The 21,614-nt window shown below is 52.6% G+C and carries 16 protein-coding genes; 11 read left to right on the forward strand and 5 right to left on the reverse strand.

The genetic code is table 11. The features are described from left to right. Nucleotides 1-58 precede the first annotated feature (58 nt). The 4 genes from ACZ5BW_RS01135 (at nt 59) to ACZ5BW_RS01150 (ending at nt 3,003) form a co-directional block, all read left to right on the forward strand. Nucleotides 59-772: an SURF1 family protein gene (locus ACZ5BW_RS01135; protein WP_464541698.1), complete on the forward strand. Its 714-nt coding sequence runs from the start codon at nt 59-61 to the stop codon at nt 770-772. Nucleotides 773-854: 82 nt separating this feature from the next. After that, a complete protein-coding gene (locus ACZ5BW_RS01140) occupies nt 855-1,355 on the forward strand; it encodes an SCO family protein (RefSeq protein WP_464574176.1) in 501 nt (166 codons plus the stop codon). Nucleotides 1,356-1,479: 124 nt separating this feature from the next. Then, entirely contained in the window at nt 1,480-2,376 is an 897-nt protein-coding gene (gene cyoE / locus ACZ5BW_RS01145) for a heme o synthase (protein WP_464541702.1), read from the forward strand. A 9-nt stretch (nt 2,377-2,385) separates the two neighbouring features. Then, nucleotides 2,386-3,003: an SCO family protein gene (locus ACZ5BW_RS01150; RefSeq protein WP_464574177.1), complete on the forward strand. Its 618-nt coding sequence runs from the start codon at nt 2,386-2,388 to the stop codon at nt 3,001-3,003. A gap of 26 nt (nt 3,004-3,029) precedes the next feature. Here the strand turns inward: ACZ5BW_RS01150 and ACZ5BW_RS01155 are convergent, their stop codons facing one another. From ACZ5BW_RS01155 to ACZ5BW_RS01165, 3 genes are all read right to left on the reverse strand, one after another. Further along, complete coding sequence (locus tag ACZ5BW_RS01155; protein ID WP_464541706.1) at nt 3,030-4,397, reverse strand: FAD-binding oxidoreductase; 1,368 nt, start codon at nt 4,395-4,397, stop codon at nt 3,030-3,032. A gap of 86 nt (nt 4,398-4,483) precedes the next feature. After that, nucleotides 4,484-5,071: a BON domain-containing protein gene (locus ACZ5BW_RS01160; protein ID WP_464541708.1), complete on the reverse strand. Its 588-nt coding sequence runs from the start codon at nt 5,069-5,071 to the stop codon at nt 4,484-4,486. Nucleotides 5,072-5,287: 216 nt separating this feature from the next. Next, nucleotides 5,288-5,647 carry a YraN family protein gene (locus ACZ5BW_RS01165; RefSeq protein WP_464541710.1) on the reverse strand — a complete coding sequence of 120 codons (360 nt, stop codon included), beginning with the start codon at nt 5,645-5,647 and terminating at the stop codon, nt 5,288-5,290. Between the two features lie 127 nt (nt 5,648-5,774). On the opposite strand from ACZ5BW_RS01165, the gene rsmI reads away from it, so the two are divergent. The 3 genes from rsmI to sixA all read left to right on the forward strand — a co-directional run bounded on the left by rsmI (nt 5,775) and on the right by sixA (nt 7,832). Next, nucleotides 5,775-6,647: a 16S rRNA (cytidine(1402)-2'-O)-methyltransferase gene (rsmI, locus tag ACZ5BW_RS01170; RefSeq protein ID WP_464541712.1), complete on the forward strand. Its 873-nt coding sequence runs from the start codon at nt 5,775-5,777 to the stop codon at nt 6,645-6,647. A 159-nt stretch (nt 6,648-6,806) separates the two neighbouring features. Continuing rightward, nucleotides 6,807-7,046, forward strand: a complete 240-nt coding sequence (locus ACZ5BW_RS01175) for a thioredoxin family protein (RefSeq protein ID WP_464541714.1) — start codon at nt 6,807-6,809, stop codon at nt 7,044-7,046. 315 nt (nt 7,047-7,361) lie between these two features. Then, nucleotides 7,362-7,832: a phosphohistidine phosphatase SixA gene (gene sixA, locus ACZ5BW_RS01180; RefSeq protein ID WP_464541716.1), complete on the forward strand. Its 471-nt coding sequence runs from the start codon at nt 7,362-7,364 to the stop codon at nt 7,830-7,832. Nucleotides 7,833-7,885: 53 nt separating this feature from the next. Here sixA and ACZ5BW_RS01185 read toward each other — a convergent pair whose 3' ends face one another. Together ACZ5BW_RS01185 and ACZ5BW_RS01190 are read right to left on the reverse strand one after the other, a co-directional pair. Further along, a complete protein-coding gene (locus ACZ5BW_RS01185) occupies nt 7,886-10,420 on the reverse strand; it encodes an NAD-dependent epimerase/dehydratase family protein (RefSeq protein ID WP_464541718.1) in 2,535 nt (844 codons plus the stop codon). A gap of 234 nt (nt 10,421-10,654) precedes the next feature. Next, nucleotides 10,655-11,170, reverse strand: coding sequence for a PRC-barrel domain-containing protein (locus tag ACZ5BW_RS01190; protein WP_464541720.1), 516 nt, complete (start codon nt 11,168-11,170; stop codon nt 10,655-10,657). Nucleotides 11,171-11,577: 407 nt separating this feature from the next. On the opposite strand from ACZ5BW_RS01190, the gene ACZ5BW_RS01195 reads away from it, so the two are divergent. The 4 genes from ACZ5BW_RS01195 (at nt 11,578) to ACZ5BW_RS01210 (ending at nt 21,537) form a co-directional block, all read left to right on the forward strand. Continuing rightward, nucleotides 11,578-13,476: a potassium transporter Kup gene (locus ACZ5BW_RS01195; protein ID WP_464541722.1), complete on the forward strand. Its 1,899-nt coding sequence runs from the start codon at nt 11,578-11,580 to the stop codon at nt 13,474-13,476. 219 nt (nt 13,477-13,695) lie between these two features. Next, nucleotides 13,696-16,860, forward strand: a complete 3,165-nt coding sequence (locus tag ACZ5BW_RS01200; protein WP_464541724.1) for a bifunctional diguanylate cyclase/phosphodiesterase — start codon at nt 13,696-13,698, stop codon at nt 16,858-16,860. Nucleotides 16,861-17,029: 169 nt separating this feature from the next. Beyond that, nucleotides 17,030-18,259: an exonuclease SbcCD subunit D C-terminal domain-containing protein gene (locus ACZ5BW_RS01205; protein WP_464541726.1), complete on the forward strand. Its 1,230-nt coding sequence runs from the start codon at nt 17,030-17,032 to the stop codon at nt 18,257-18,259. 11 nt (nt 18,260-18,270) lie between these two features. After that, nucleotides 18,271-21,537 carry an AAA family ATPase gene (locus tag ACZ5BW_RS01210; RefSeq protein WP_464541728.1) on the forward strand — a complete coding sequence of 1,089 codons (3,267 nt, stop codon included), beginning with the start codon at nt 18,271-18,273 and terminating at the stop codon, nt 21,535-21,537. Nucleotides 21,538-21,614: the final 77 nt, after the last annotated feature.

Raw genomic sequence — 21,614 nt, forward strand, 5'->3', positions numbered from 1 at the left:
GATCCCGGAATTGTTAGGTCTTCAGGAAGAAGTTTAGCCGAGTTTCGCATCCTATCCAATGACTATTTCAGGCTGGCGTTTTACGCCACGATTATGGTCAACAGTGGCTGCAATAGCTGTGATAACGGTTATGGTGCAACTTGGTAACTGGCAGCTCTCGCGAGCGCAGGAAAAGGAGTCACGGCAGGAGCGGCTCGACCGTCTTTCACAGGAGCCGGCAATTATGCTCCCTGCTCACCCGGTAAAGCTTGAAGATTTTCAATATCATCAGGTTGAAGCACGGGGCGAATACGTGCCGGGACACACGATCTATCTCGATAACAAGATATACAAGGGAGTCGCCGGCTACCAGATTGTAACTCCATTGAGAATTGGCAACAGTGAAATGCACGTTCTGGTAAACAGGGGATGGATAGCGGCAAGCCGCGATCGGAGTAAATTGCCGGAAGTAGCTACACCAGGCGGGAAGATTGTCGTTTCGGGCATTGCGACGACAGCGATGCAAAAAACCCTGGAATTGTCTCCGGATCAGATATCCGGCCAGGTATGGGAAAATCTGGACCTCGAACGTTATCGAAGCAGCACTGGCCTGAAGCTACAGCCGGTGATGATCCTGCAGAAAGATCAAACGAATGATGGTCTGGTGCGGGAATGGATTCGGCCAGGTTCCGGCTCGGCCAAGAATATCGGGTATGCCTTCCAATGGTTTGCGATGGCTCTCGCTGTATTGATTATTTATCTGGTGCTAAGTGTCAAACGAGAGCGTTATTAGAAAGAGTAGACGGACGCTGATACTGTTGGCGCTGGTATTTAGCGCGCCCTTTATAGCCTCCTATACATTGTATTTCTGGAATGTGCGGCCTCAACCCGTAAATTACGGGGATCTGATCGAGGTCAGGCAACTGAAAGGCACGGGGTTGAACGACGCGGATCAGACAATTTTCCGCATGCGCGACCTTCGCGGCAAGTGGGTGCTGATGTCGATCGACTCGGGTGCATGTGACGAGCAATGCCAGAAGAAGCTCTATTACATGCGTCAGGTGCGTACCTATCAAAATGCTGAAATGGATCGCATCGAGCGGTTGTGGCTGATCGATGACGAGCAGAAGCCTTCCCCCGAAGTACTGAGCGGCTACGAGGGAATGCATGTCATCCTGGCGAAAAACAGTGAATTGCTCAAGGACGTCCCGCCCAATGGTTCACAGCATGATCATATTTATCTGATAGACCCCATCGGAAACCTGATGATGCGGTTTCCAAAGGATCCTGACCCTGGAAAGATGGCGAAAGACATCAAGCGGCTGCTCAAGGTATCCCAGCTGGAACACGCAATGGGTACGGATATGAAACACTGAAAGATACGGCAACTGGATTGGATGTGAGCAGCGGGGCTGCTCTTGCAAATAGACTAGTCGTGATTCACATTGATTTGTCGAAACGGCGGGCACAGGCCCCGCGATAATTAGGAGACGAAACGTTATGACTACAACGAGTATTGCTTGGCAGCAAACTGCTTCGCGCGTGCAGCAGTTTTACCGGTTAACCAAGCCGCGAGTTGTATCGCTTATTGTTTTTACTGCCGTTATAGGCATGTTTCTGTCCGTACCAGGCGTTGTACCCTTGGATACGCTCATCTTTGCCACGGTGGGAATAGCGTTTGTCGCGGGGGCCGCTGCAGCCGTCAACTGCCTCGTCGAGCAGAAAATCGATGCCGTCATGGCCCGCACGCGTGGCCGTCCTCTCCCTCGCGGCACCGTTACCTCGCCTGAAACCTTTGTGTTCCTGGCGCTTGTCGGCGGCGCGGGTCTGCTGATACTGCATCAACTGGTCAATCCGCTGACCATGTGGCTCACGCTTGGAACCTTTGTCGGCTATGCGATTATCTACACTGTGATCTTGAAACCGATGACGCCGCAAAATATCGTCATCGGTGGCGCTTCCGGCGCAATGCCGCCAGTTCTGGGTTGGGCTGCGATGACGGGCGAAGTGTCGGCTGACGCGCTGCTTTTATTTCTGATCATCTTTGCATGGACGCCGCCTCATTTCTGGGCGCTTGCACTCTATCGGAAACTGGAATACGCAAAGGTCGGCATGCCGATGCTGCCGGTAACCCACGGCGACAAATTTACGCGCCTGCATGTTCTGCTATACACGCTGATACTCATCGCGGTGACATTGATGCCTTATGCCACCCAAATGAGCGGGCTTATCTATCTGGTCGGCGCAATAGTGCTAGATGCGATATTTTTATACTATGCAGTAAAAATCTACCTCAGCTATAGTGATCAACTGGCCCGAAGCGCGTTTCGCTACTCGATCATTTATCTGGCAGCGTTGTTTGCCGTATTGCTGGTAGACCATTACATACGTTTCTAAGGGGCATGCGTGAGGCATTGGCCGCACTATTACAAACTTGTAGTATGGTTGGCAGCGGCGCTACTGATGGCACCGCTCCTTTCAGCATGTAGCAAGACGGAAAAGCCGGCGTTTCTTTCGACGGACATCACCGGCGCCGATTTCGGCAAGGATTTCAATCTCACCGATCACAACGGGAAGATGCGAACCCTTGCCGACTTCAAGGGCCAGGTCGTCACGGTATTTTTCGGCTACACTCATTGCCCCGATGCCTGCCCTGCGACTATGGGCAATCTTGCGGCGGCGATGGATATTCTGGGCGCTGATGCAGCGCGTGTGCAGGTGCTGTTTATTACAGTCGATCCCGAGCGCGACCGCCCTGAAGTCCTCAAGGCATACCTGTCTGCCTTCAATTCCAGCTTTCTCGGCTTGTATGGCGACGAACGTGCGATAAAGAAGACTGCCAAAGAATTTAACGTCGTCTACCAGAAACAACAAGGGGGAGCCCACCAGCATGACAGCGTGGACCACTCCACCGGAACCTACATTTACGATACAGAGGGAAAGCTCCGGCTATACGTCAGCAATGACAAAGGCGCTGATGTCTTCGCGCACGATATCTCCCAACTCCTGAAAACTTCAGGTTAGCAGATTCGCAAGCCGGACATTGATGTCTATGGAAACAGTTTCCCGGGATTCAAAATATTGTTGGGATCAAACACGCGTTTGATTTCCTTCATGAGCTCCATGGTGGCAGGATCGATTTCTTTTCCGATATACGCTCTTTTTTCGCTGCCCACACCATGCTCTCCTGACAAGGTGCCATTGAGTTCGATTACAAGGTCGAATATCTCGTTCAGGCACATTTCCGCTCGCTGCATTTCATCCGCGGACTCTGGGTTCACCAGCAAGTTGACATGAATATTGCCGTTGCCGGCATGACCAAAATTGACGTTGGAAAGGCGATGCTTCGCGCTCACCCTGGTGAGCCCCAGCAGAAACTCTGGCAGAGCCGAAACCGGCACGACTACGTCCTCATTGATTTTTTTTGGCGCTATATCCCGCAGCAGCGGCGATAAAGTCTTTCTCGCTCGCCATAATGCGGCAGCATCTGCTGTGGGCGCTGCGTGAATCAATGCGCTACCGCCGCAAGCCTTGAGAACAGCGTCGCGTGACTCTGCGACAGAGTGCTCGGTACCATCCACCTCGATCATCAGCATGGCCCGCGCATCGGCAGGAAGCATACCGGGGAAGCGCCCCCTGATCAGGTTCAGGGATCCGGCATCGAGAAACTCCAGCGCGCTGGGAGTCTGGGGAAGCGCCATGATCCGGACAATGGCGTCGGTGCAGCCGGCAAGGTCGCTATAATAGGCTGTCACGCCTCCCAGTGCCTGGGGAAGCGGGGTGAGCTTGAGGGTTGCCTCGGTAATAACTGCCAGTGTACCTTCGGAGCCTATCAGAAGCCGGGTGAGGTCGTACCCCACGACGCCCTTGGTCGTATAGCAACCCGTTCGGATTACTTCACCCTTACCGGTAACCGCCTTTACTCCCAGCACATGATCGCGGGTGGTTCCATACTTTACCGCGTGCGGCCCGCCGGCCGAGGTGGCAAGGTTTCCCCCTATACTGGAAAAAGCCGCACTGGAGGGATCAGGAGGCCAGAAGAAACCATGCGTTCTTGCAATATCCTGGACTGTCTGGTTTATGACCCCCGGCTCAGCAACGAGTACGCGATTGGCAGGATCAACCTTGACGACGCGCACCATCCGTTCCAGCGATAACGCAATTCCACCGGATTCCGGGAGGCTGCCACCAGAGGTGCCGGTGCCTCGCCCCCGAGGTACGAGCGGGATCCTGGTCTCGTTACAGAATTTTACTGCTGCCTGAACTTCCAGGGCGGACAACGGAAATACCACGGCATCGGGCGGAAAAACCTTCCGAGTATTATCGTACGCATACGCATAACAATCCACCGGATCGGTATAGACTCGATCTGGTGGAAACAGCTTGCCAAGCTGCGCAATATGGGTGGCAGAAAGCATCAAGGATGTGCGAAAAGACAGATCATTCCACGGATGCGGAACTGGAAAATCGACTCGTCTTCTTCAACAAACGCAAGGCCAGAAGCTTACTCCATGTACTCGAACACCTTCACCACCTTCTTGACACCGTCGGCCCGCCTGGCAAGATCTTCAGCATTCTCCGCCTCCTCTTCCTTTACAAGTCCAAGCAAATAGACAGTGCTGTCCTCGGTGACAACCTTGACGTGGTTGGCCTGAAACCGGCCCGAGTCCATAAAACGCCCCTTGACCAGAGAAGTGATCAGGGTGTCATTGCCGCGGGCGGTAAATGAGCTTGGGTTGCCGACGGTAATTTCATTGGTTACATTACGCACGTTTTCAACGCTGCTCACAAGATTGCCAATTTCTTCTTTTATTGTTTCAGAAGGTGCCTCGCCGGTGAGCAGGACGTTCCGATTGAAACTGGTGACATTCACGTGAACGTCCGAACTGAATCTCTCACTGATACGCCAATTGCTTCTAAACTCGATACTCTCATCTTCTACAAACATGCCACTTGTACGGCGGTCCTGCGACATTGCAATCCCTGTTCCCACTCCGGCCGCCATTCCTCCGGCGACCAGCAGGCCGCAACCAGACAAAAACGGAAGCAGGAAAAAAACCAGCAAGAGCGATCTTAAATGAAGATATTGCATCGATTCCCCCAATAAACGATAAATGTATAATAATATGCATATGCGCTAAAGATATATCAGGATCCGGCTACGGCAAGCAGCGCGTTGAAAGCTCAGAGTCACACCACAGGCATCTCGGGAAACCAGTAAAATGATGCCTTTAAAAAAAGAATATTTCAAATGGAATGAGCACCCATGCCAGCGAGGTCATGCGTCAGTCCAACGTTGCAACCAGTATTACGGATAGTTACCATCAAAAGCGTTCCTGATCCATTCGATGTCGCTCCCATCATTGCCGGATAACAGCACGGCGTCAAAGCGGCAACAGGGCTCGGTTCTCAGCGAGAGCAGATAATGCCGGGCCGCACGCACCACCTTGCGTTGTTTCGATAAAGTGATACTGGAGCCTGCGCCCCCAAAATTCCGGTTCGCACGCATCCGCACTTCGACAAACACGAGAGTTTCCCCATCGCGCATGATGAGATCGATTTCACCAAAACGGCACCAGTAGTTTCTCTGTACCAGCACAAGCTTGTGCCTTGCAAGAAACGCTTCCGCGTACCGCTCAGCTTGGTTCCCCTTCAACCTGGGGTTCATTCCCGTTATCCTTGTAAAACGCATCAGCTTCAACCTCATTTTTGCCTGGGGAATCAAACGCCAGGGATATTTTAAAATCCAGTCGCTGGTAATCATCCTCAGAACAGAACCTGTGAAAATCGCTTGCATGGACCAATCTAAAGCAACCGTAATCCCCGCCACGTTATACGTCGTCGCCACACCCATAGGCAATCTGCGCGACATCACATTGAGAGCCCTTGATGTGCTTGCAGCGGTTGACGTCATTGCAGCGGAGGACACCCGTACGACAAAGCATCTGCTTACACGCTACGCCATCTCAAAAACGCTATTCGCCCTGCACCGCCACAACGAAAGCGCGTTGTTTACAAAAATTGCCGGACTTCTTTCGCAAGGCAAAACAGTCGCCATGGTCACCGACGCGGGCACTCCGGCAATCTCGGACCCCGGTGGGCTTATCGTCAGATTTGTGCGGGAGCAGGGTTTCAAAGTTGTGCCGATTCCGGGTCCCAACGCGGCGGTATGCGCCCTGTCCGTTGCCGGCATATCCAATCCGCATTTTCTGTTTTACGGTTTTCTCCCGACCAGCAGCGGCCCGCGGCGCGGGGCGCTTGTCAACCTGAAGCCGCATCCCTACAGCCTCATATTTTACGAAGCGCCACACCGTATTCTCGAGTGTATAGCGGATATGACGGAGGTGTTCGGAAGTGATCGCAGAATCACATTTGCCAGGGAGCTGACAAAGATGTTCGAAACCATTCATGACTGTGCACTGGGTGATGCGCTTGCCTGGCTGGAGGCTGATTCCGATCGCCGCAAGGGCGAGTTCGTACTCATTCTGTCGGGGGCCGATCGTCCGAAAGAAGCCGGGTTGAGCGAACAGGCTCGCCATACACTCCAACTGTTGATGCACGAATTGCCCCTCAAGCAGGCGGTGAAGCTGGCTGCGGAAATCAGCGGCGAAAGTAAAAACAGGCTTTATTCACTGGCACTCTCACTTCAGCCTCATCCAGGTTCCTGAAAGATCGATATGGTGCAGTTGCCTCCGGTTCCTCAATGGAGGAGCGCTGGCACAAGGATGAGCCCGCGTTTATAATGTCGGGCTCGCATGGCCATCATCATTGGTAGTGCGAGAGGGGGCAGTTCCCCATAGATATTTATTTTTTTGGAGAGATCGACTATGAAAACACCTGCTACCTACTATCACGCTGGCTGTCCCGTATGTGTCGAGGCCGAGCATCAGATTGCTGAAGCCCTGGATCCCGATCGCTACGAGGTTGAACTCGTACATCTCGGCGAGCAAAAGGACAGGATCCCGGCTGCCGAAGCGGCTGGCGTTAAGTCTGTTCCGGCGCTGGTAATCAACGGAGCACCTTTCCACATCAACTTTGGCGCCCCCATGTCGGCGTTGAAGTCCTAATCAATAAAGTGGCGGGCATGATGCCCGCCTACAACCCGCCTGCCCTGTAACCATCGGGTGACCCAGGGAGTAATTCCGCCATTACCGGGTCTGCCTGGCCTGGTTTCGATCCGCTGCATTCACCGCCTCACAACCGACTCGTCAAATAACCGGCCCACTTCGCGCATAGCATACCGCTTGGTACCGCGCATAGGGATGACGGTAACAGGACCCTCACCTCATCCTGTTCCAGGTCCTACTCATGATTGCAAACGCGACAAGCGCTGAATCTCCTCTATACTTCCAAATATTACCAACAGCTCTCAGGAGAAGATCATGGAGCTTATACTATGGCGTCATGCCGAGGCTGAGGACGGCATTCCCGATAGTGCACGGGAACTTACCGATAAAGGGCGAAAACAGGCTGACCTCGTGGCCGCCTGGCTCAGGCCCAGGCTTCCGAAAAATACGCGCATCATCGTCAGCCCAACCCGGCGCACCCAGCAGACGGCTTCCGCACTCGACAAAGATTTCGAGACGGTCAGAGAAATCGGTCCCGGTGTTTCCCCGAAGACAGTTCTGAATGCAGCAGGATGGCCAGATGCGAAAGGTGCGGTGCTGGTGGTAGGTCATCAGCCTACGCTGGGAGAAGTCGTCGCTTTGCTCATGTCAGGCGATCCCGCGCAATGGACCATCCGGAAAGGTTCGATATGGTGGTTCGCCCAGAAAAAAGGGAACCATAACCCCGGGGAGTTACTGCTCCAGGCCGTCGTTTCTCCCGACATGCTGCAAGCAGGAGACCGATAGGCGCGCCGTCTTTTTAAGGTTTCGGTATCCTGCCCGGTATCGGCTCAGCCTTATCAATTGCGTCGTACTGCTCCGATAGAATTCCAGCGATCCCACGCCCCATAATGGCTTCTGATCTGGCCAACCGGCAGCGCGAGCAGAATCAGCAATACGCCCGCTGTGACGCTGGCTGCAGCCCCCAGTCCGGTATAGCCAGCTAGCAGAAGGGGCGCCGGAATCAACCAGGCGCCGAATATGATGTTGACCAAACGCAGCAGACGTCCCACTTCGCTCAGGGCCATGATCGAGAAGGTGACAACGAGAGCACCGATCAGATGATCGCCATTGGCTGCGGCCCCAGCGGTATCAAAGGTGATGCGGGAAAACATCAGCGCGACACCGATGAGGACGCTTGCCCACATGCCCCAGGTGAAGCTCACGCCGCTAGCCATGATTTCATGCAGCACAGCCAGCGGTGGCCCTTCGAAACCGCCCGAGTAATCCGCTCCACCGCCTTCCATCGTATCCCCGTGCCACAATACGTGCCATAACGATTTACCTTTCCTTCTTCGATCCTTGAGGAATTGCAGCGTGGCAAGAATCTCATCGAAGGAATACGGAATCTGTAGCAGCATCGCAGCCGCGGCAATAAGGCAAAGCGTGCACCAGGTGTCCAGCAGAATCGGCTGGATGATGATGAAATAGATACTGACCGCCCCGAGTGGGACAATCAATATCCCGAAGAATAGCACCATCCAGGGCATGGTCCGCCACCTGCGCTTGTCGCCGATCACTCCTGTGAGGATTTCCAGCACGTAGACTGCCGCACCGAGACCCGCATCCGCGACTGGCCATACTTCCGAAATATAGGAAGTAATGATACGGGCGGTACCATCGCCAAAAAACGGATCCCACACATCTTCAATATGACCTAATTGAAAGGCAGCCATATAGCGCGAAAGAAACAACCCCACGAACGCCAGTGCCACGATGGGAAAACGATTGGTCATTCCGGAAGGATTATAACTCCAGCCCGGCGGAGTATCTGGCCCAGTAGTGCGCGCAAGCGCCCCGATACCCGATGGGGGTGACACGATCACCGCAAATAAAATGATAAAGGCACCTACCAGCGTATCATTGGCATAAACTGCCGCGCTCGGAGTCCAGAAGACGAGCGGTGCAAACAGCAACCAGACCCCCAGCAACGCTGTGATCCAGCGCGCCCAGCCGTAGTCACGCGCCAGCGATAGAAAGCCGAATATCACGACCAGCAGACCGGTAGTCACATCGCTTGCCGTCATCCAGGTTGCAGACATCGCTGATCCCCGCTGGCTCGGCGTTACGATGTCCTCACTTATCATCCAGGACTCCGTCAGCCCGAAAGTAAACGGGCTCGCAATCAACCATAACCCCAGGGCGACGTTTGCAAAGTGGCACCACAGGCTTTGCCTGTGCTCGTTCCTTTCCTGTTCACGGCTCTGGGTAATCAGCGTTGCGCTCGGCAGATTGCTTTTTTCCATTTCTTCCAGCCATGCGGGCAGCGGCAATTTGTTGCGCTTGTACCAGTTGGCCGGATTGTGTTTCAGCCGGGCAATCATCCTCGGCAGGCACTCGCGCAGCATATGCTGCGGGCTCCAGCTCAGCAGCTTTTTCGCGCGCGAACAATCGAGCTCGAAATGATCATCGGATAATGCCACCATGAATGGCTGGACAAAGGGTTCAATCCCGCGGTCGATGGCATCCGGCACGATATCCTCGATCCGGAGCTGGAGCCAGGCGCCAGCAACGGCCATGGACTTCGGAATCTGATGCGTGACCCACGGCGTCCCGTGAATCAACTGACCGATCAGGTTCTGCAGGCTCTCGTAACTTTCGGTCGCCGACTCGCCGAGCAGGAGCGTGGTTTCTTCGGGCAACTGCAAGCGCCGCTCCACTGCCAGCCGGAAAGCGAGAGCAATGTCATCGATATGCGAAAAAGATTGGCCATGCGAAGAATCTCCGGGAAATACATGGCTTTGCAACTGGCGTTCGTAGATACGCTGGAACTGGGTGCTGAGCGAGGGTACTTCGCACCAGTCGGTGTAGACGCCGGCAAGACGGAATATCACAAACGGTATGCGTCCATGATACGCGCGCACTTCCTTTTCTGCCGCTACCTTGGATTCCGGGTAGGGCCATTTTGGCGCGAGCGGTGACTCCTCGTTGATGGGCAGGCCAGGCTGCGTTGGCGCATGCACCAGCATGGTGCTCGCGTAGATAAATTGCTCCACTTCGAACGATTCAAGCGCCTTCAATAGCCGACGCGTCCCTCTTATATTGACCTCCTCGTACAAGGGATTGGGTTCGTCCGAAAAATCATAAAAGGCAGCAAGATGGATGACGGACGCAATCCGCTGCCCGTAGTCTTTCCGCAGCTGCTGAAACGCGCGCGATACTGCCGCATCGGAAGATATATCGACACCGATGCAGTCAACATCAGTGTCGCATTTCTGCTCGAAGCCGATAATCCTGAATTTGTCGCCAAGCTCGGCTGCAATCGCCCTGCCGATCCTGCCTTCAGAACCGGTGATGAGGATCAGAGGTTTTTCGCTGGATTCTCGCTTTTCCATACAGTTTCTGGAAGCAATCGAGCTAAAAGCAAAAGGTAGCGCTGCTACGCTGGTCATGCCTTTCATCTGATAAACGATGCAACGCTAAACCACGGGTAGGCGTCGCACTTTCCGCCCTATTCTCCACAGATACAATACGGAGAGGGGCGGAAAGTGCCGTTCAATGGGAACTGGAATTCAGGCAGTGATGAGGCATTGAAGGAGCATCAGCGGATACAATTGTCTGGCTCTTGTTTACCTGACCCTGCCCGAATCCTTGCCCGAGGTCTGAGTTGTCGTATAAGGCGTCTGCTCATACGGCGTGTCGGGGCTGTCCGTCGGCTGTTTCATACGGGAAGACTCGGTATAAGTCTTCGTTCCGTAGTAGGAATTGATCGTATTCTGCCAGGATGTATCCGCCATGTCGGGCCAGTCGTCCTTATTGAATCCCGGAGCGGAGTTGAGGCGTTCCTTGTCCACGTTGAGGATGAAGCGCTTGTTCTCTGGATCGAGCGTCAGCGCGCTCCAGGGCACGGCGAAGAGCTTGTCTCCCATTCCCATCAGTCCGCCGAAGGACAACACTGCGTAGGCGATTTTGCCGTTGTTCATATCGAGCATGATTTCCTTGATGTCGCCAAGGTCTTCGTCCCTTGTGTTGTATACGTCCTCTCCGATCAGGGTGTCGGCGCCCATCAGATGGGGACCAGGTCCCTTGCCTTCCTTGCCATAGTTTTTGTACATGCCGTAGGTGTCACGATCTGTGTAGCCCATGGTTCTCTCCTATAATTAATCCAGTTTCATGATCTGCGGGAATCGCAATCCGGAAAACGATGGTTCGAATAATAAGGAAGAGAGCGGTTCGGGTCGGTTCGGTAGCCAACAAAAAGAGGTAGCCAAAAAGAGGTGGCTGCGGGGAATCGGCAGGACGCCGTCAAAGCTGCTTTTGCCATCAGCATGTGCAGGTCGTGTAAAATGTGCGCAAAGCTGTTTCCTGTCAATTGCAAATGCGGTATCAAGGCTGTCGGAAAGATAGTAAATGCTCACGTTAAAGGATATCGACTCCTGGCCTCCTTGCTAAAGGCCGAAAGAAGAAGCTCGTGGTTTTGCCAACCGCGAAGTATTTATCCTTTCTTCCAGCTGCTTGCCCCAAGGCAAGGGCTGAATCAACGTTAATCAACATGACGAATCAACAGATGCCATCGGGACATCCTCTCGAGCGCCAGCCTCTGGGTCTGCTGTGCCTTGCCGCGCTGGGAGTGGTTTACGGCGATATCGGAACAAGCCCGTTATACGTCATGAAGACGGTTTTCGACCCCATTCACGGACTTGCTGTCACCGAGAGCAACGTGATCGGTATCATTTCGCTCATTTTCTGGACGATCATGATCGTGGTGTCGCTCAAATACGTGACGTTGATCCTGAGGGCCGACAATCACGGTGAAGGCGGGATCATGGCGTTGCTATCGCTGGCCAGCTCATCCGTTACAGACCGTCCGCGCTTGCACAACGTTCTGTTTCTGATCGGCGCATTCGGGGCAGCGCTGTTCTTTGGCGACGGCGTTATCACGCCTGCCATTTCGGTATTGAGCGCAGTCGAGGGTCTTGAAGTTGCAACACCGCTGCTTCAGCCTTACGTGCTGCCCATCACCATGGCTGTGCTGATCGCGCTTTTCATGTTGCAGCAGCGAGGAACGGGGGGAATCGGCGCCTTGTTCGGGCCCGTCATGGTGATATGGTTCGTCAGCCTCGGACTTGTGGGTTTGATCAATATCGCGGGCGCGCCTCAGATTGTCGCCGCGTTCAACCCCATGCATGCCTTTGCCTTTTGCATCAGTAATGGCTGGCTGGCATTTATTGCCCTGGGCGCGGTGGTACTGGCAGTGACAGGCGGCGAGGCGCTCTATGCAGACATGGGACACTTCGGCGCGAAGCCGATCCGGCTGGCCTGGTATGGGGGAGTCCTTCCCGCCCTGACTTTGAATTATCTGGGACAAGGCGCGCTGCTGCTCGCCAATCCATCCGCAATTTCCAATCCTTTCTTTCTATTGTTTCCTTCCTGGGCACTCTATGGCGCGGTAGGGCTCGCGACCGCGGCCACCGTGATTGCCTCGCAATCCGTCATCTCCGGTGTTTTCTCGGTGACGAGGCAAGCCATCCAGTTGGGCTTTCTGCCGCGCATGCAGATCCGGCACACCTCCGAACGGAAAATCGGGCAGATATACATCCCGTTTGTCAACTGGACTCTGCTGGCAGTCGTCCTCATGGCGGTCGTTGGATTCGGGTCATCCTCCAATCTTGCCTCGGCATATGGCGTAGCAGTCACGACCACGATGGTTATCGAAACTACGCTTACTTTTTTCGTGCTCCGCTATGCCTGGAATTATCCATTCCTCCTGGGCATCCTGGTAACCGCGTTTTTCCTGATGATCGACAGCGCGTTCTTCTCCGCCACCATACTGAAAGTTGCCCAGGGAGGCTGGTTCCCGCTCGCAATCGGGTCCGTCATTTTTTTCATTATGATCACCTGGAATCGTGGGCGGCAAATTCTGGTCGAGCACCTGCGTTCCGTCGCCATACCGCTCCAATCCTTCCTCGAATCGCTTATCGCACATCCTCCCACACGGGTCGCGGGTACCTCGGTTTTCTTGACGGCCAATCCGGAGGGTGTGCCGCACGCGCTGCTACATAATCTTGCCCATAACCAGGTCCTGCACGAGCGCGTGGTTTTCCTCACGGTCGCCTACCAGGAAACTCCCTGGGTTCCGGTAGAGCAACGCGTCTCCATAAAACCCCTGATGGAAAATTGTTATCAGATCACAGTGCGGTACGGCTACAAGGATGAAACGAATCTGCCGTACGCACTCGAATTGTGTGAACCGCATGGCCTCGTGTTCGAACCCTTGAGGACCTCCTACTTCCTGAGCCGCGAGATCGTGGTACCCAGTCCGGGCGCCGGCATGTCCCTGTGGCGTGAACGCCTATTCGCGGCAATGGTGCGCAACGCCAGCAACGCTGCCGAATACTTCAAACTGCCGGCAAACCGTGTACTTGAACTAGGGGCGAGAGTGGAGATTTAGAGATACTGTTCTTTCGCTCGCTATTACCTCCGCCTCGAGCGACAGTAACTGTCGCAAAATACTCTCTATCTAAACATTTCTAGCAAATTGACGGGCCGCGCAAAACGGAAAACTTGGCATTTTTAGTATCCCTTATCCATTTATCCGTAAAACCTGATGTCGGTTAGATTGCCAGCTTGAGGAATTTCAGCGTGACCATTGAAGCATCAGCCCTGAGCGATGGATACAGAAATCCACAAAACACATATCCCTGGCGGCCGTACGTTCTCCCGACCGGCTATCGCCACTCTCACCTTTGTGATTTTTATGTCGCTTACCCTGGTGAGTTGGTCTGTCGTACAGGATCTAGAGGAACGGCATGAAAATTCTCGATTCGATAAGGTGATAGCAGAAGCTATCCATAAGATCGAGCATCACTTTTCAGGGTATGAGCAGGTGTTGAAAGGCGGACTCGGCCATCTGCTTGCCTCCCCCTCTGTTTCGCGAAAAGAATGGCGCACATACGTGAATGCGCTCCGAATAAACGATCGATATCCAGGCATTCACGGTATCGGTTTCGCCAAATATATCCCACCGTCACGGCTTGCCGCCAATACTGAAGAAGTGCGTGCGGAAGGCTTCCCATCCTATAAAATCTGGCCTGAAACCCCACGGCAAGAGTATACATCGATTATATATCTCGAACCCTTTACGGGATCAAATCTGCGCGCATTTGGATACGACATGTTTTCAAATGCTGTTCGACGCGCCGCCATGTCCCGCGCGCGCGATACCGGAGAAGCCGCACTTACCGGCAAGGTGAAGCTCGTACAGGAAACCGGTGAAGATATCCAGGCAGGCGTCCTTATGTATCTCCCCTACTATAGTGCTGCAAATCTGCCGAAAACGGTGGAAGAAAGGCGCGCATCACTTGGTGGCTATGTATATGCCCCGTTCAGAATGGATGACTTCGTACGCGCCACCCTTCGGAGGGAGCTTGATATCCTCGACTTAAGAATTTTCGACGGGGAAGCAATGGCAGAAGATTCTCTTCTTTTCGACAGCGTAAAACATCGATCTGGACCGTTGCTCGTATCTAAATTTAAACGCGTCATACCTGTATCTTTATATGGTCAAACATGGGCGATCGAAGCATCCTCCCGTCCTGCATTTGAAAAAGCAATAAAAAATTACGAGGCACTTCTCGTTCTGCTGAGCGGAATCGTGGTCAGTATGTTGACTGCCATGGTTTCCTTTGTCCTTTCGGGGAACAAAGAGAAGGCTGCGGCACTGGGACGTGTAAATAAAAAACTGCTGTTGGCCATGGAGGAGCAGAAGGCAACAACACGCGAGCTTTCAAATGCGAAGCTTCGCACAGAGAGGATTCTGGAAAGTATTACTGATGCGTTTTATACCCTGGATAGGGAATGGCGCTTCACTTACGTGAATAAGGAAGCGGAGAATCTGCTACAGCGTAATCGCGAGGATCTTCTGGAAAGGGTGATCTGGGAAGAATTCAAAGAGGCAGCAGGAACAACTTTCGATCGCGAATACCATCGGGCGCTCATAGAAAACAAGACAGTGACGTTTGAGGAATTCTACGTTCCACTGGATGGATGGTTCGAGGTACACGCTTATCCGTCCGAAGAAGGCTTGACTGTTTATTTCCGCGATATTACCGAACGCAAAGAGTCTGAGCAGGCGCGGCAGGAAGCCCATGCCCGCATTCGCCAACAAGCTTCTCTGCTCGACAAGGCGACAGATGCAATCATTGTGTGCGGCATTGATCATCGTATTCAGTTCTGGAACCAGGGTGCGGAACGGTTCTATGGATGGATGTCAGAAGAGGTGATGGGAAGAGCGGCTGACATGTTATATGACAATGTTGCCGTTTTTGATGAGGCAAACCGGTCGCTACTCAGTGCTGGCGAATGGAGAGGAGAACTTAGGCAGCGACGCAAGGACCAAAGTACGCTGATCGTGGAAGCACACTGGACGCTGGTCAGAAATGACGATGGAGAGCCTCAGTCTATCTTCGCGATCAATACAGATATTACCCAGCGCAAGAGCGCTGAGAACGAAATCCTGCACCTCGCCTTCTACGATTCCTTGACGGGTTTGCCCAATAGACGGCTCTTGCTGGATCGTCTCGGGCATGCATTAGCAGCCAGTGCTCGTAACCACCGCATGGGTGCGTTACTGTTTATCGACCTCGATAACTTTAAGCTGCTGAATGACACGCTCGGCCATGACATGGGTGACCTGCTGCTTCGGCAGGTCGCGTCCCGCCTGTCCTTTTGCGTGCGCGAAAACGATACAGTAGCTCGCTTGGGGGGCGACGAGTTTGTGGTGATATTGATGGGTGACTTTAGCGAAGATCATGATGAGGCCCTTGCTCAGATAAGGACCATTTGTGAAAGGATACGCAGCGCCTTCATTCAGCCATTTAATCTCGATCCATACATACATCACATTACCCCCAGCATCGGTATTGCGCTGTTTAGCGATCAGTCGCACACAACAAACGAACTGCTGAAACGAGCGGATCTCGCGATGTATCAAGCAAAAGCATCAGGCCGCAACGCCATGCATTTTTTCGATCCAGAGATGCAAGCGGAAATGAATGCGCGAGCTACTCTGGAGTCGGAGTTATACAAAAGCTGGGAGAGAAACGAGTTCGTTCTCCACTATCAGCTGCAGGTGGACAGCCGCGGGATTATCGGTGCTGAAGCGCTGGTGCGGTGGCAGCATCCACGCCGGGGTCTTTTGCCCCCGTCCGAATTCATTCCGCAGGCAGAGGAAACCGGCCTGATTCTTCCTTTGGGCGAGTGGGTGCTGGAAACCGCATGCAGCCAACTGGCAAGCTGGGCATTTCAGCCGGAGACAGCACAACTTAATCTCTCGGTGAATGTCAGTTCTCTCCAGTTTTGTCAGCCCGATTTTGTCGAGCAAATAATTTCAATACTCGACCATACCGGTGCCAATCCACAAAGACTCAAGCTTGAGCTTACCGAAAGCATCCTGGTCCACGACATGGACGATACCATTGCAAAAATGATGGCACTCAAAGCCAAGGGCGTGGGCTTCTCCCTGGATGACTTTGGCATCGGCTATTCCTCACTCTACTATCTGAAACGTCTGCCGCTGGATTGGGTAAAAATTGATCAGTCTTTTGTAAGAGACATGCTAACCGATAATAACGACGCAACGATCGTCCGTGCGATTCTGCTCCTTGCAAAAAGTATGGGGTTGGCGGTAATTGCCGAGGGAGTAGAAACCGGAGCACAAAAAGATTTTCTTGCTAGCCACGGTTGTACTGCTTACCAGGGTTATCTGTTCAGCCGGCCTCTGCCATTAGATCAGTTTGAGCGGTTTGTGCATCCGACTGAAGTACAAGCTGTATAAGTTAGAATCCAGGGGACCGGTGAACCAGCTTCTATCCCTCTGTCACAGAGTGATATTAAAACCGCACCTGAGCCAGACAATCTTCTGGTCGATATGATGGCATTAAAAAACTGGCGTGAGGAATACATGGAACGCTCCGTCCCTGCGACGACGACGGCTGGATAACAGTATGAAACTCCTCCATACATCCGACTGGCATATTGGCCGGACCTTATATGGCAGAAAGCGGTACGAGGAATTCGAGGCATTTCTGACCTGGCTGACAAAGACGATTCAGAGGAACGAAATTGATGCCCTTCTGGTAGCCGGTGATATCTTTGATACCAGCGCTCCAAGCAATCGTGCCCAGGAACTCTATTATCGTTTCCTCTGGAAGGTGGCAGCTTCATCATGTCGACATGTGATCATCGTCGCGGGTAACCACGATTCCCCCTCATTTCTCAATGCACCCAAGGAGCTGCTCAAAGCCCTTGATGTCCATGTCATCGGTAGCACGTCCGAATCCCTTGAAGATGAAGTACTGGTGCTCCGAAATGAGCAAGATGTGCCCGAACTGATTGTCTGCGCTGTGCCATATCTTCGTGACAAAGACATCCGCGTGGCGGAAGCCGGTGAGAGTGTCGAAGATAAGGAACGGAAGCTGCTCGTCGGTATTCGCAATCATTACGCTGCCATAGCCGCCCTGGCCGAACGGAAGCGCGTGGAGCTTGGAATCGATATTCCCATCATTGCCACGGGCCACCTTTTCGCCGCTGGAGGGCAAACTGTCGAGGGTGACGGCGTGCGGGATCTTTATGTCGGCTCCCTGGCGCATGTGAGTGCCGGGATTTTTCCTGCATCCTTCAACTACCTGGCGCTTGGCCACCTCCATGTCCCACAGAAGGTAAACGGTTCCGAAATCATACGATATAGCGGCTCTCCTCTACCCATGGGGTTCGGGGAGGCTAAACAACAGAAGAGCTTTTGCCAGGTTGAATTCCACAGTACCGCAGCGTCTGTTCAATTGATCAATGTGCCGGTGTTTCAGAAGCTCGAACGTATCAAGGGAGACTGGGGCAGTATCTCCACCCAGATTCGTAAACTGTCAGCGACCGGCTCTCAAGCATGGCTCGAAGTCATCTACGAAGGTGAAGAAGTAATCGGCGATCTGCGCGAGCGTCTGGAAATCGCCATTACCGGCACTCAAATGGAAATTCTGCGGGTGAAGAACAATTATATTATCGATCGTGTCCTTGGAAAAATCCATGAAGAAGAAACACTGGACGATCTCAGTGTGAACGACGTATTCGAGCGATGCCTGACCGTACATGAAGTGCCTGAAGACCAGCGACCGGAATTACTTCGTGCTTATCAGGAAGCGCTTTCGTCTCTCTATGAGGACGACATGCAAGCGGAATAGAGAGGCTGTCGATGAAGATATTGCAGGTAAGATTCAAGAATCTGAACTCGCTGGTGGGTGAATGGGAAATCGACCTGACGCACCCGGCCTTTACCTCCGACGGTATCTTTGCCATCGCTGGTCCGACGGGTGCCGGGAAGACAACCATCCTCGATGCCATTTGCCTCGCTCTCTACGGGCGGACGCCTCGGCTGAGCAAGGTCACCAAAAGCGGAAACGAGATAATGTCTCGTCAGATCGGCGAATGCTTTGCTGAAGTAACGTTTGAAACGCAGACTGGTCGTTTTCGTTGCCACTGGAGCCAGCACCGGGTACGTAAAAAACCGGATGGTGAACTTCAGGCTCCGAAGCATGAGATTGCTCATGCCGATTCAGGTGCGATTTTCGAATCCAGGATCAAGGGGGTCGCCGAACAGATCGAGGTGGCTACCGGTATGGATTTTGACCAATTCACCCGATCCATGTTGCTGGCTCAGGGAGGCTTTGCCGCATTCCTGCAGGCGTTACCTGATGAGCGGGCGCCGATCCTGGAGCAGATAACGGGCACGGAGATTTATAGCAAAATATCCATCCGCGTCCATGAGCGCCAGCGTGAAGAGCGGGAAAAACTGAACCTGCTTCAGGCTGAAACAGCAGGTATCGTGATTCTGGAGCAGGAACAGGAAAAAGATATTCAGCAGGAACTCGAGTCAAAACAGAAAGAAGAGCTCGATCTGACCAGAAAATTAATGGATACGGACAAAGCCATTACGTGGGTGAAGGCCGTAGATGGACTGAGGAAGGAAATCGACAACCTGACAGCGGAAGCGAGCAAACTGCAAGCCGACATCGACATTTTTAGACCAGAGCGTGACAAACTCAGCCTGGCAATTCAGGCAGCGTCACTGGAGGGTTCCTATGCGACGCTGACAGCAATCCGAATGCAACATGCGGATGAGCAGAAGGCACTGAAAGCTGAGGAAGCAGTCCTTCCTGAACTGGCATCCTCTGCCAAGGAACAGGCCGAATCACTGAAATCGGCTGAGCAGCAGTTCATTGGAGCCAAAGCGGAGCTGGAAGCTGCTACATCGCTCATCAGGAAGGTCCGTTCCCTCGATCAGACGCTTTCTGACCAGAAAAAGGCTATTTCGAAAGATGAAGACAGCTGCAGAAAGGACGCGATAAAGATCGATGTTGACAAACAGGCCAAGCTGAAAGAACAGGTAAAACGCACCGATGCTGAAAAGAATCTGAAGGTTGCTGAAGATTATCTCAAGGAGCATGCCCAGGATGAGTGGCTGATAAGCGGCCTAACCGGTGTTGAGGAACAACTGGACAATTTGCTCTCCAGGCAAAAAGAAATAGCTAAAAAAGAGGCCGATAAAGAGAAGGCAGTGACGGCTCTGGAACAGGCAACAAAAAAACTCGCTGACTGCCAGAAGCAATGTGAGGCTCGGAAACAGGAACTGGAGAACACATCAAAGAATCTCCAGCAAGGCAAAGATAAACTAAACCAGTTATTGGGCGACCGGTGGTTGCGTGAATACCGCACAGAAAAGGAAACCTTGCTTCGAGAAATGGTTTTTCTGAAAAAAATAGCGGAACTTGAAGATCACCGAACTAAATTGGAAGATGGGAAACCATGCCCGCTTTGTGGTGCAACGGAGCACCCATTTGCAGAAGGCAACGTTCCCATTCCCGATGAAATCGAACAGAGGATTGAGGGGCTCACTGAACTGATAAGCAAGGCTGAGGATCATGAAACCGCCATCAGAAATTTTGAGGAAGCTGAAGTCACAGCCCGTAAAAATTTGATGGACGGTGAAAAACAGGAAATAACAGCGATTAATGACAAAAAAACTGCCGAGCAAGCCCTTGCCGAGCTGAAGGAATATTTGGAAAAACTCAAAACTGATATTACCGGACTGAAACAGACTGTATCAGCCAAACTCCAACCGCTCGGCATTGCGGAAATTCCAGATTCCAATGTTTTGTCACTGCTGGAATCACTTCGAGAGCGCGTTAAAACATGGCAGACACAGGTCAAGAAAAAGACTGATATTGAGAAACAGATTGGAGATTTCGGTAGCGAGTTGAAACGGTTGGACGCAGTTATTGAAACTCAAAGCAATGCATTGAATGAAAAACGGGAATATCTGGAATCCCTCAAAAAGGATTACGCCACTGGATGTGATGAGCGGAAAGAATTGTACGGTGATAAAAATCCTGATGATGAAGAACGGCGTTTGAACAAGAGTATTTCCGTTTCAGAGGAGGCCGAAAAGAAAGCCAGAGGTCTGTATGCTGATCTTCAGCAGAAATTGAATACTGCGAAGACTCAAATTGAATCTCTGAAAAGGCGCATTGGTCAAAGAAACCCGGAACTGAAGGAACTGGAAGCCGAATTTACAGAAGCACTTGGATTAGCCGGTTTTTCGGATGAAAAACAGTTTCTTGAAGCTAGACTCACTGTTGGGCAAAGGGATGCGCTATCTGCAAAGGCAAAGAATCTGGACGATCACCAAATAGATCTCAAGGCCAGACAAAAGGATCGAGAATCGCGCTTGGCTACGGAAGCTGCCAAGAAGATTACCGACAAATCTCTTGAGGAACTGGAACCGCAATTCAAGGATTACGAGGAGTCCCTGAAACAGCTATGGGATACTACTACCCGTCTCAAACACAAACTGAACGAGAATGCTGCTGCCAAGGAACGGTTAGAGGCAAAGCAAACCGCTATCGAGGCCCAAAAAATAGAGTGCCGCCGATGGGAAAATCTGCACGAATTAATTGGCTCAGCGGACGGAAAGAAATACCGGAATTTTGCCCAAGGGCTGACCTTCGAGATGATGATTGGTCATGCTAACCGGCAACTGCAGAAAATGACCGATCGCTACCTGCTGATTCGCGACGATACGCAGCCCTTGGAACTCAACGTGGTTGACAACTATCAAGCGGGTGAGATTCGATCCACGAAAAACCTTTCAGGTGGCGAGAGTTTCATCGTCAGTTTGTCGCTGGCGTTGGGGTTGTCTCATATGGCCAGCAGAAATGTTCGCGTGGACTCGCTTTTTCTGGATGAAGGCTTCGGCACATTGGACGAAGAGGCACTGGATACTGCTCTGGAAACTCTTGCGAGCCTGCAGCAGGACGGTAAGTTGATCGGCGTGATCTCGCATGTACCGACTCTCAAGGAGCGCATCAGCACACAGATTCTGGTAATTCCTCAAACCGGTGGAAGGAGCGAGATATCTGGACCAGGCTGCAGAAGAAACATAACCGGTCAGACTTCTATTTAACTGTGGAGCTTACGTATTCCATCATCCTAAAAACCGCAGTTGCGCGATGCTATCGGCATTATTTTGAAGGAGTCGAT

Source organism: Nitrosospira sp. TNL300 (genome assembly GCF_055385915.1).

Coding starts and splice junctions, on each gene's coding strand:
- sixA (WP_464541716.1), top strand. CDS start 7,362: ATGGAGCTTATACTATGGCGTCATGCCGAGGCTGAGGACGGCATTCCC.
- ACZ5BW_RS01165 (WP_464541710.1), bottom strand. CDS start 5,647: ATGAACCCCAGGTTGAAGGGGAACCAAGCTGAGCGGTACGCGGAAGCG.
- ACZ5BW_RS01155 (WP_464541706.1), bottom strand. CDS start 4,397: ATGCTTTCTGCCACCCATATTGCGCAGCTTGGCAAGCTGTTTCCACCA.
- ACZ5BW_RS01210 (WP_464541728.1), top strand. CDS start 18,271: ATGAAGATATTGCAGGTAAGATTCAAGAATCTGAACTCGCTGGTGGGT.
- cyoE (WP_464541702.1), top strand. CDS start 1,480: ATGACTACAACGAGTATTGCTTGGCAGCAAACTGCTTCGCGCGTGCAG.
- ACZ5BW_RS01135 (WP_464541698.1), top strand. CDS start 59: ATGACTATTTCAGGCTGGCGTTTTACGCCACGATTATGGTCAACAGTG.
- ACZ5BW_RS01200 (WP_464541724.1), top strand. CDS start 13,696: ATGGATACAGAAATCCACAAAACACATATCCCTGGCGGCCGTACGTTC.
- ACZ5BW_RS01190 (WP_464541720.1), bottom strand. CDS start 11,170: ATGGGCTACACAGATCGTGACACCTACGGCATGTACAAAAACTATGGC.
- rsmI (WP_464541712.1), top strand. CDS start 5,775: ATGGACCAATCTAAAGCAACCGTAATCCCCGCCACGTTATACGTCGTC.
- ACZ5BW_RS01195 (WP_464541722.1), top strand. CDS start 11,578: ATGACGAATCAACAGATGCCATCGGGACATCCTCTCGAGCGCCAGCCT.
- ACZ5BW_RS01160 (WP_464541708.1), bottom strand. CDS start 5,071: ATGCAATATCTTCATTTAAGATCGCTCTTGCTGGTTTTTTTCCTGCTT.
- ACZ5BW_RS01175 (WP_464541714.1), top strand. CDS start 6,807: ATGAAAACACCTGCTACCTACTATCACGCTGGCTGTCCCGTATGTGTC.
- ACZ5BW_RS01205 (WP_464541726.1), top strand. CDS start 17,030: ATGAAACTCCTCCATACATCCGACTGGCATATTGGCCGGACCTTATAT.
- ACZ5BW_RS01185 (WP_464541718.1), bottom strand. CDS start 10,420: ATGGAAAAGCGAGAATCCAGCGAAAAACCTCTGATCCTCATCACCGGT.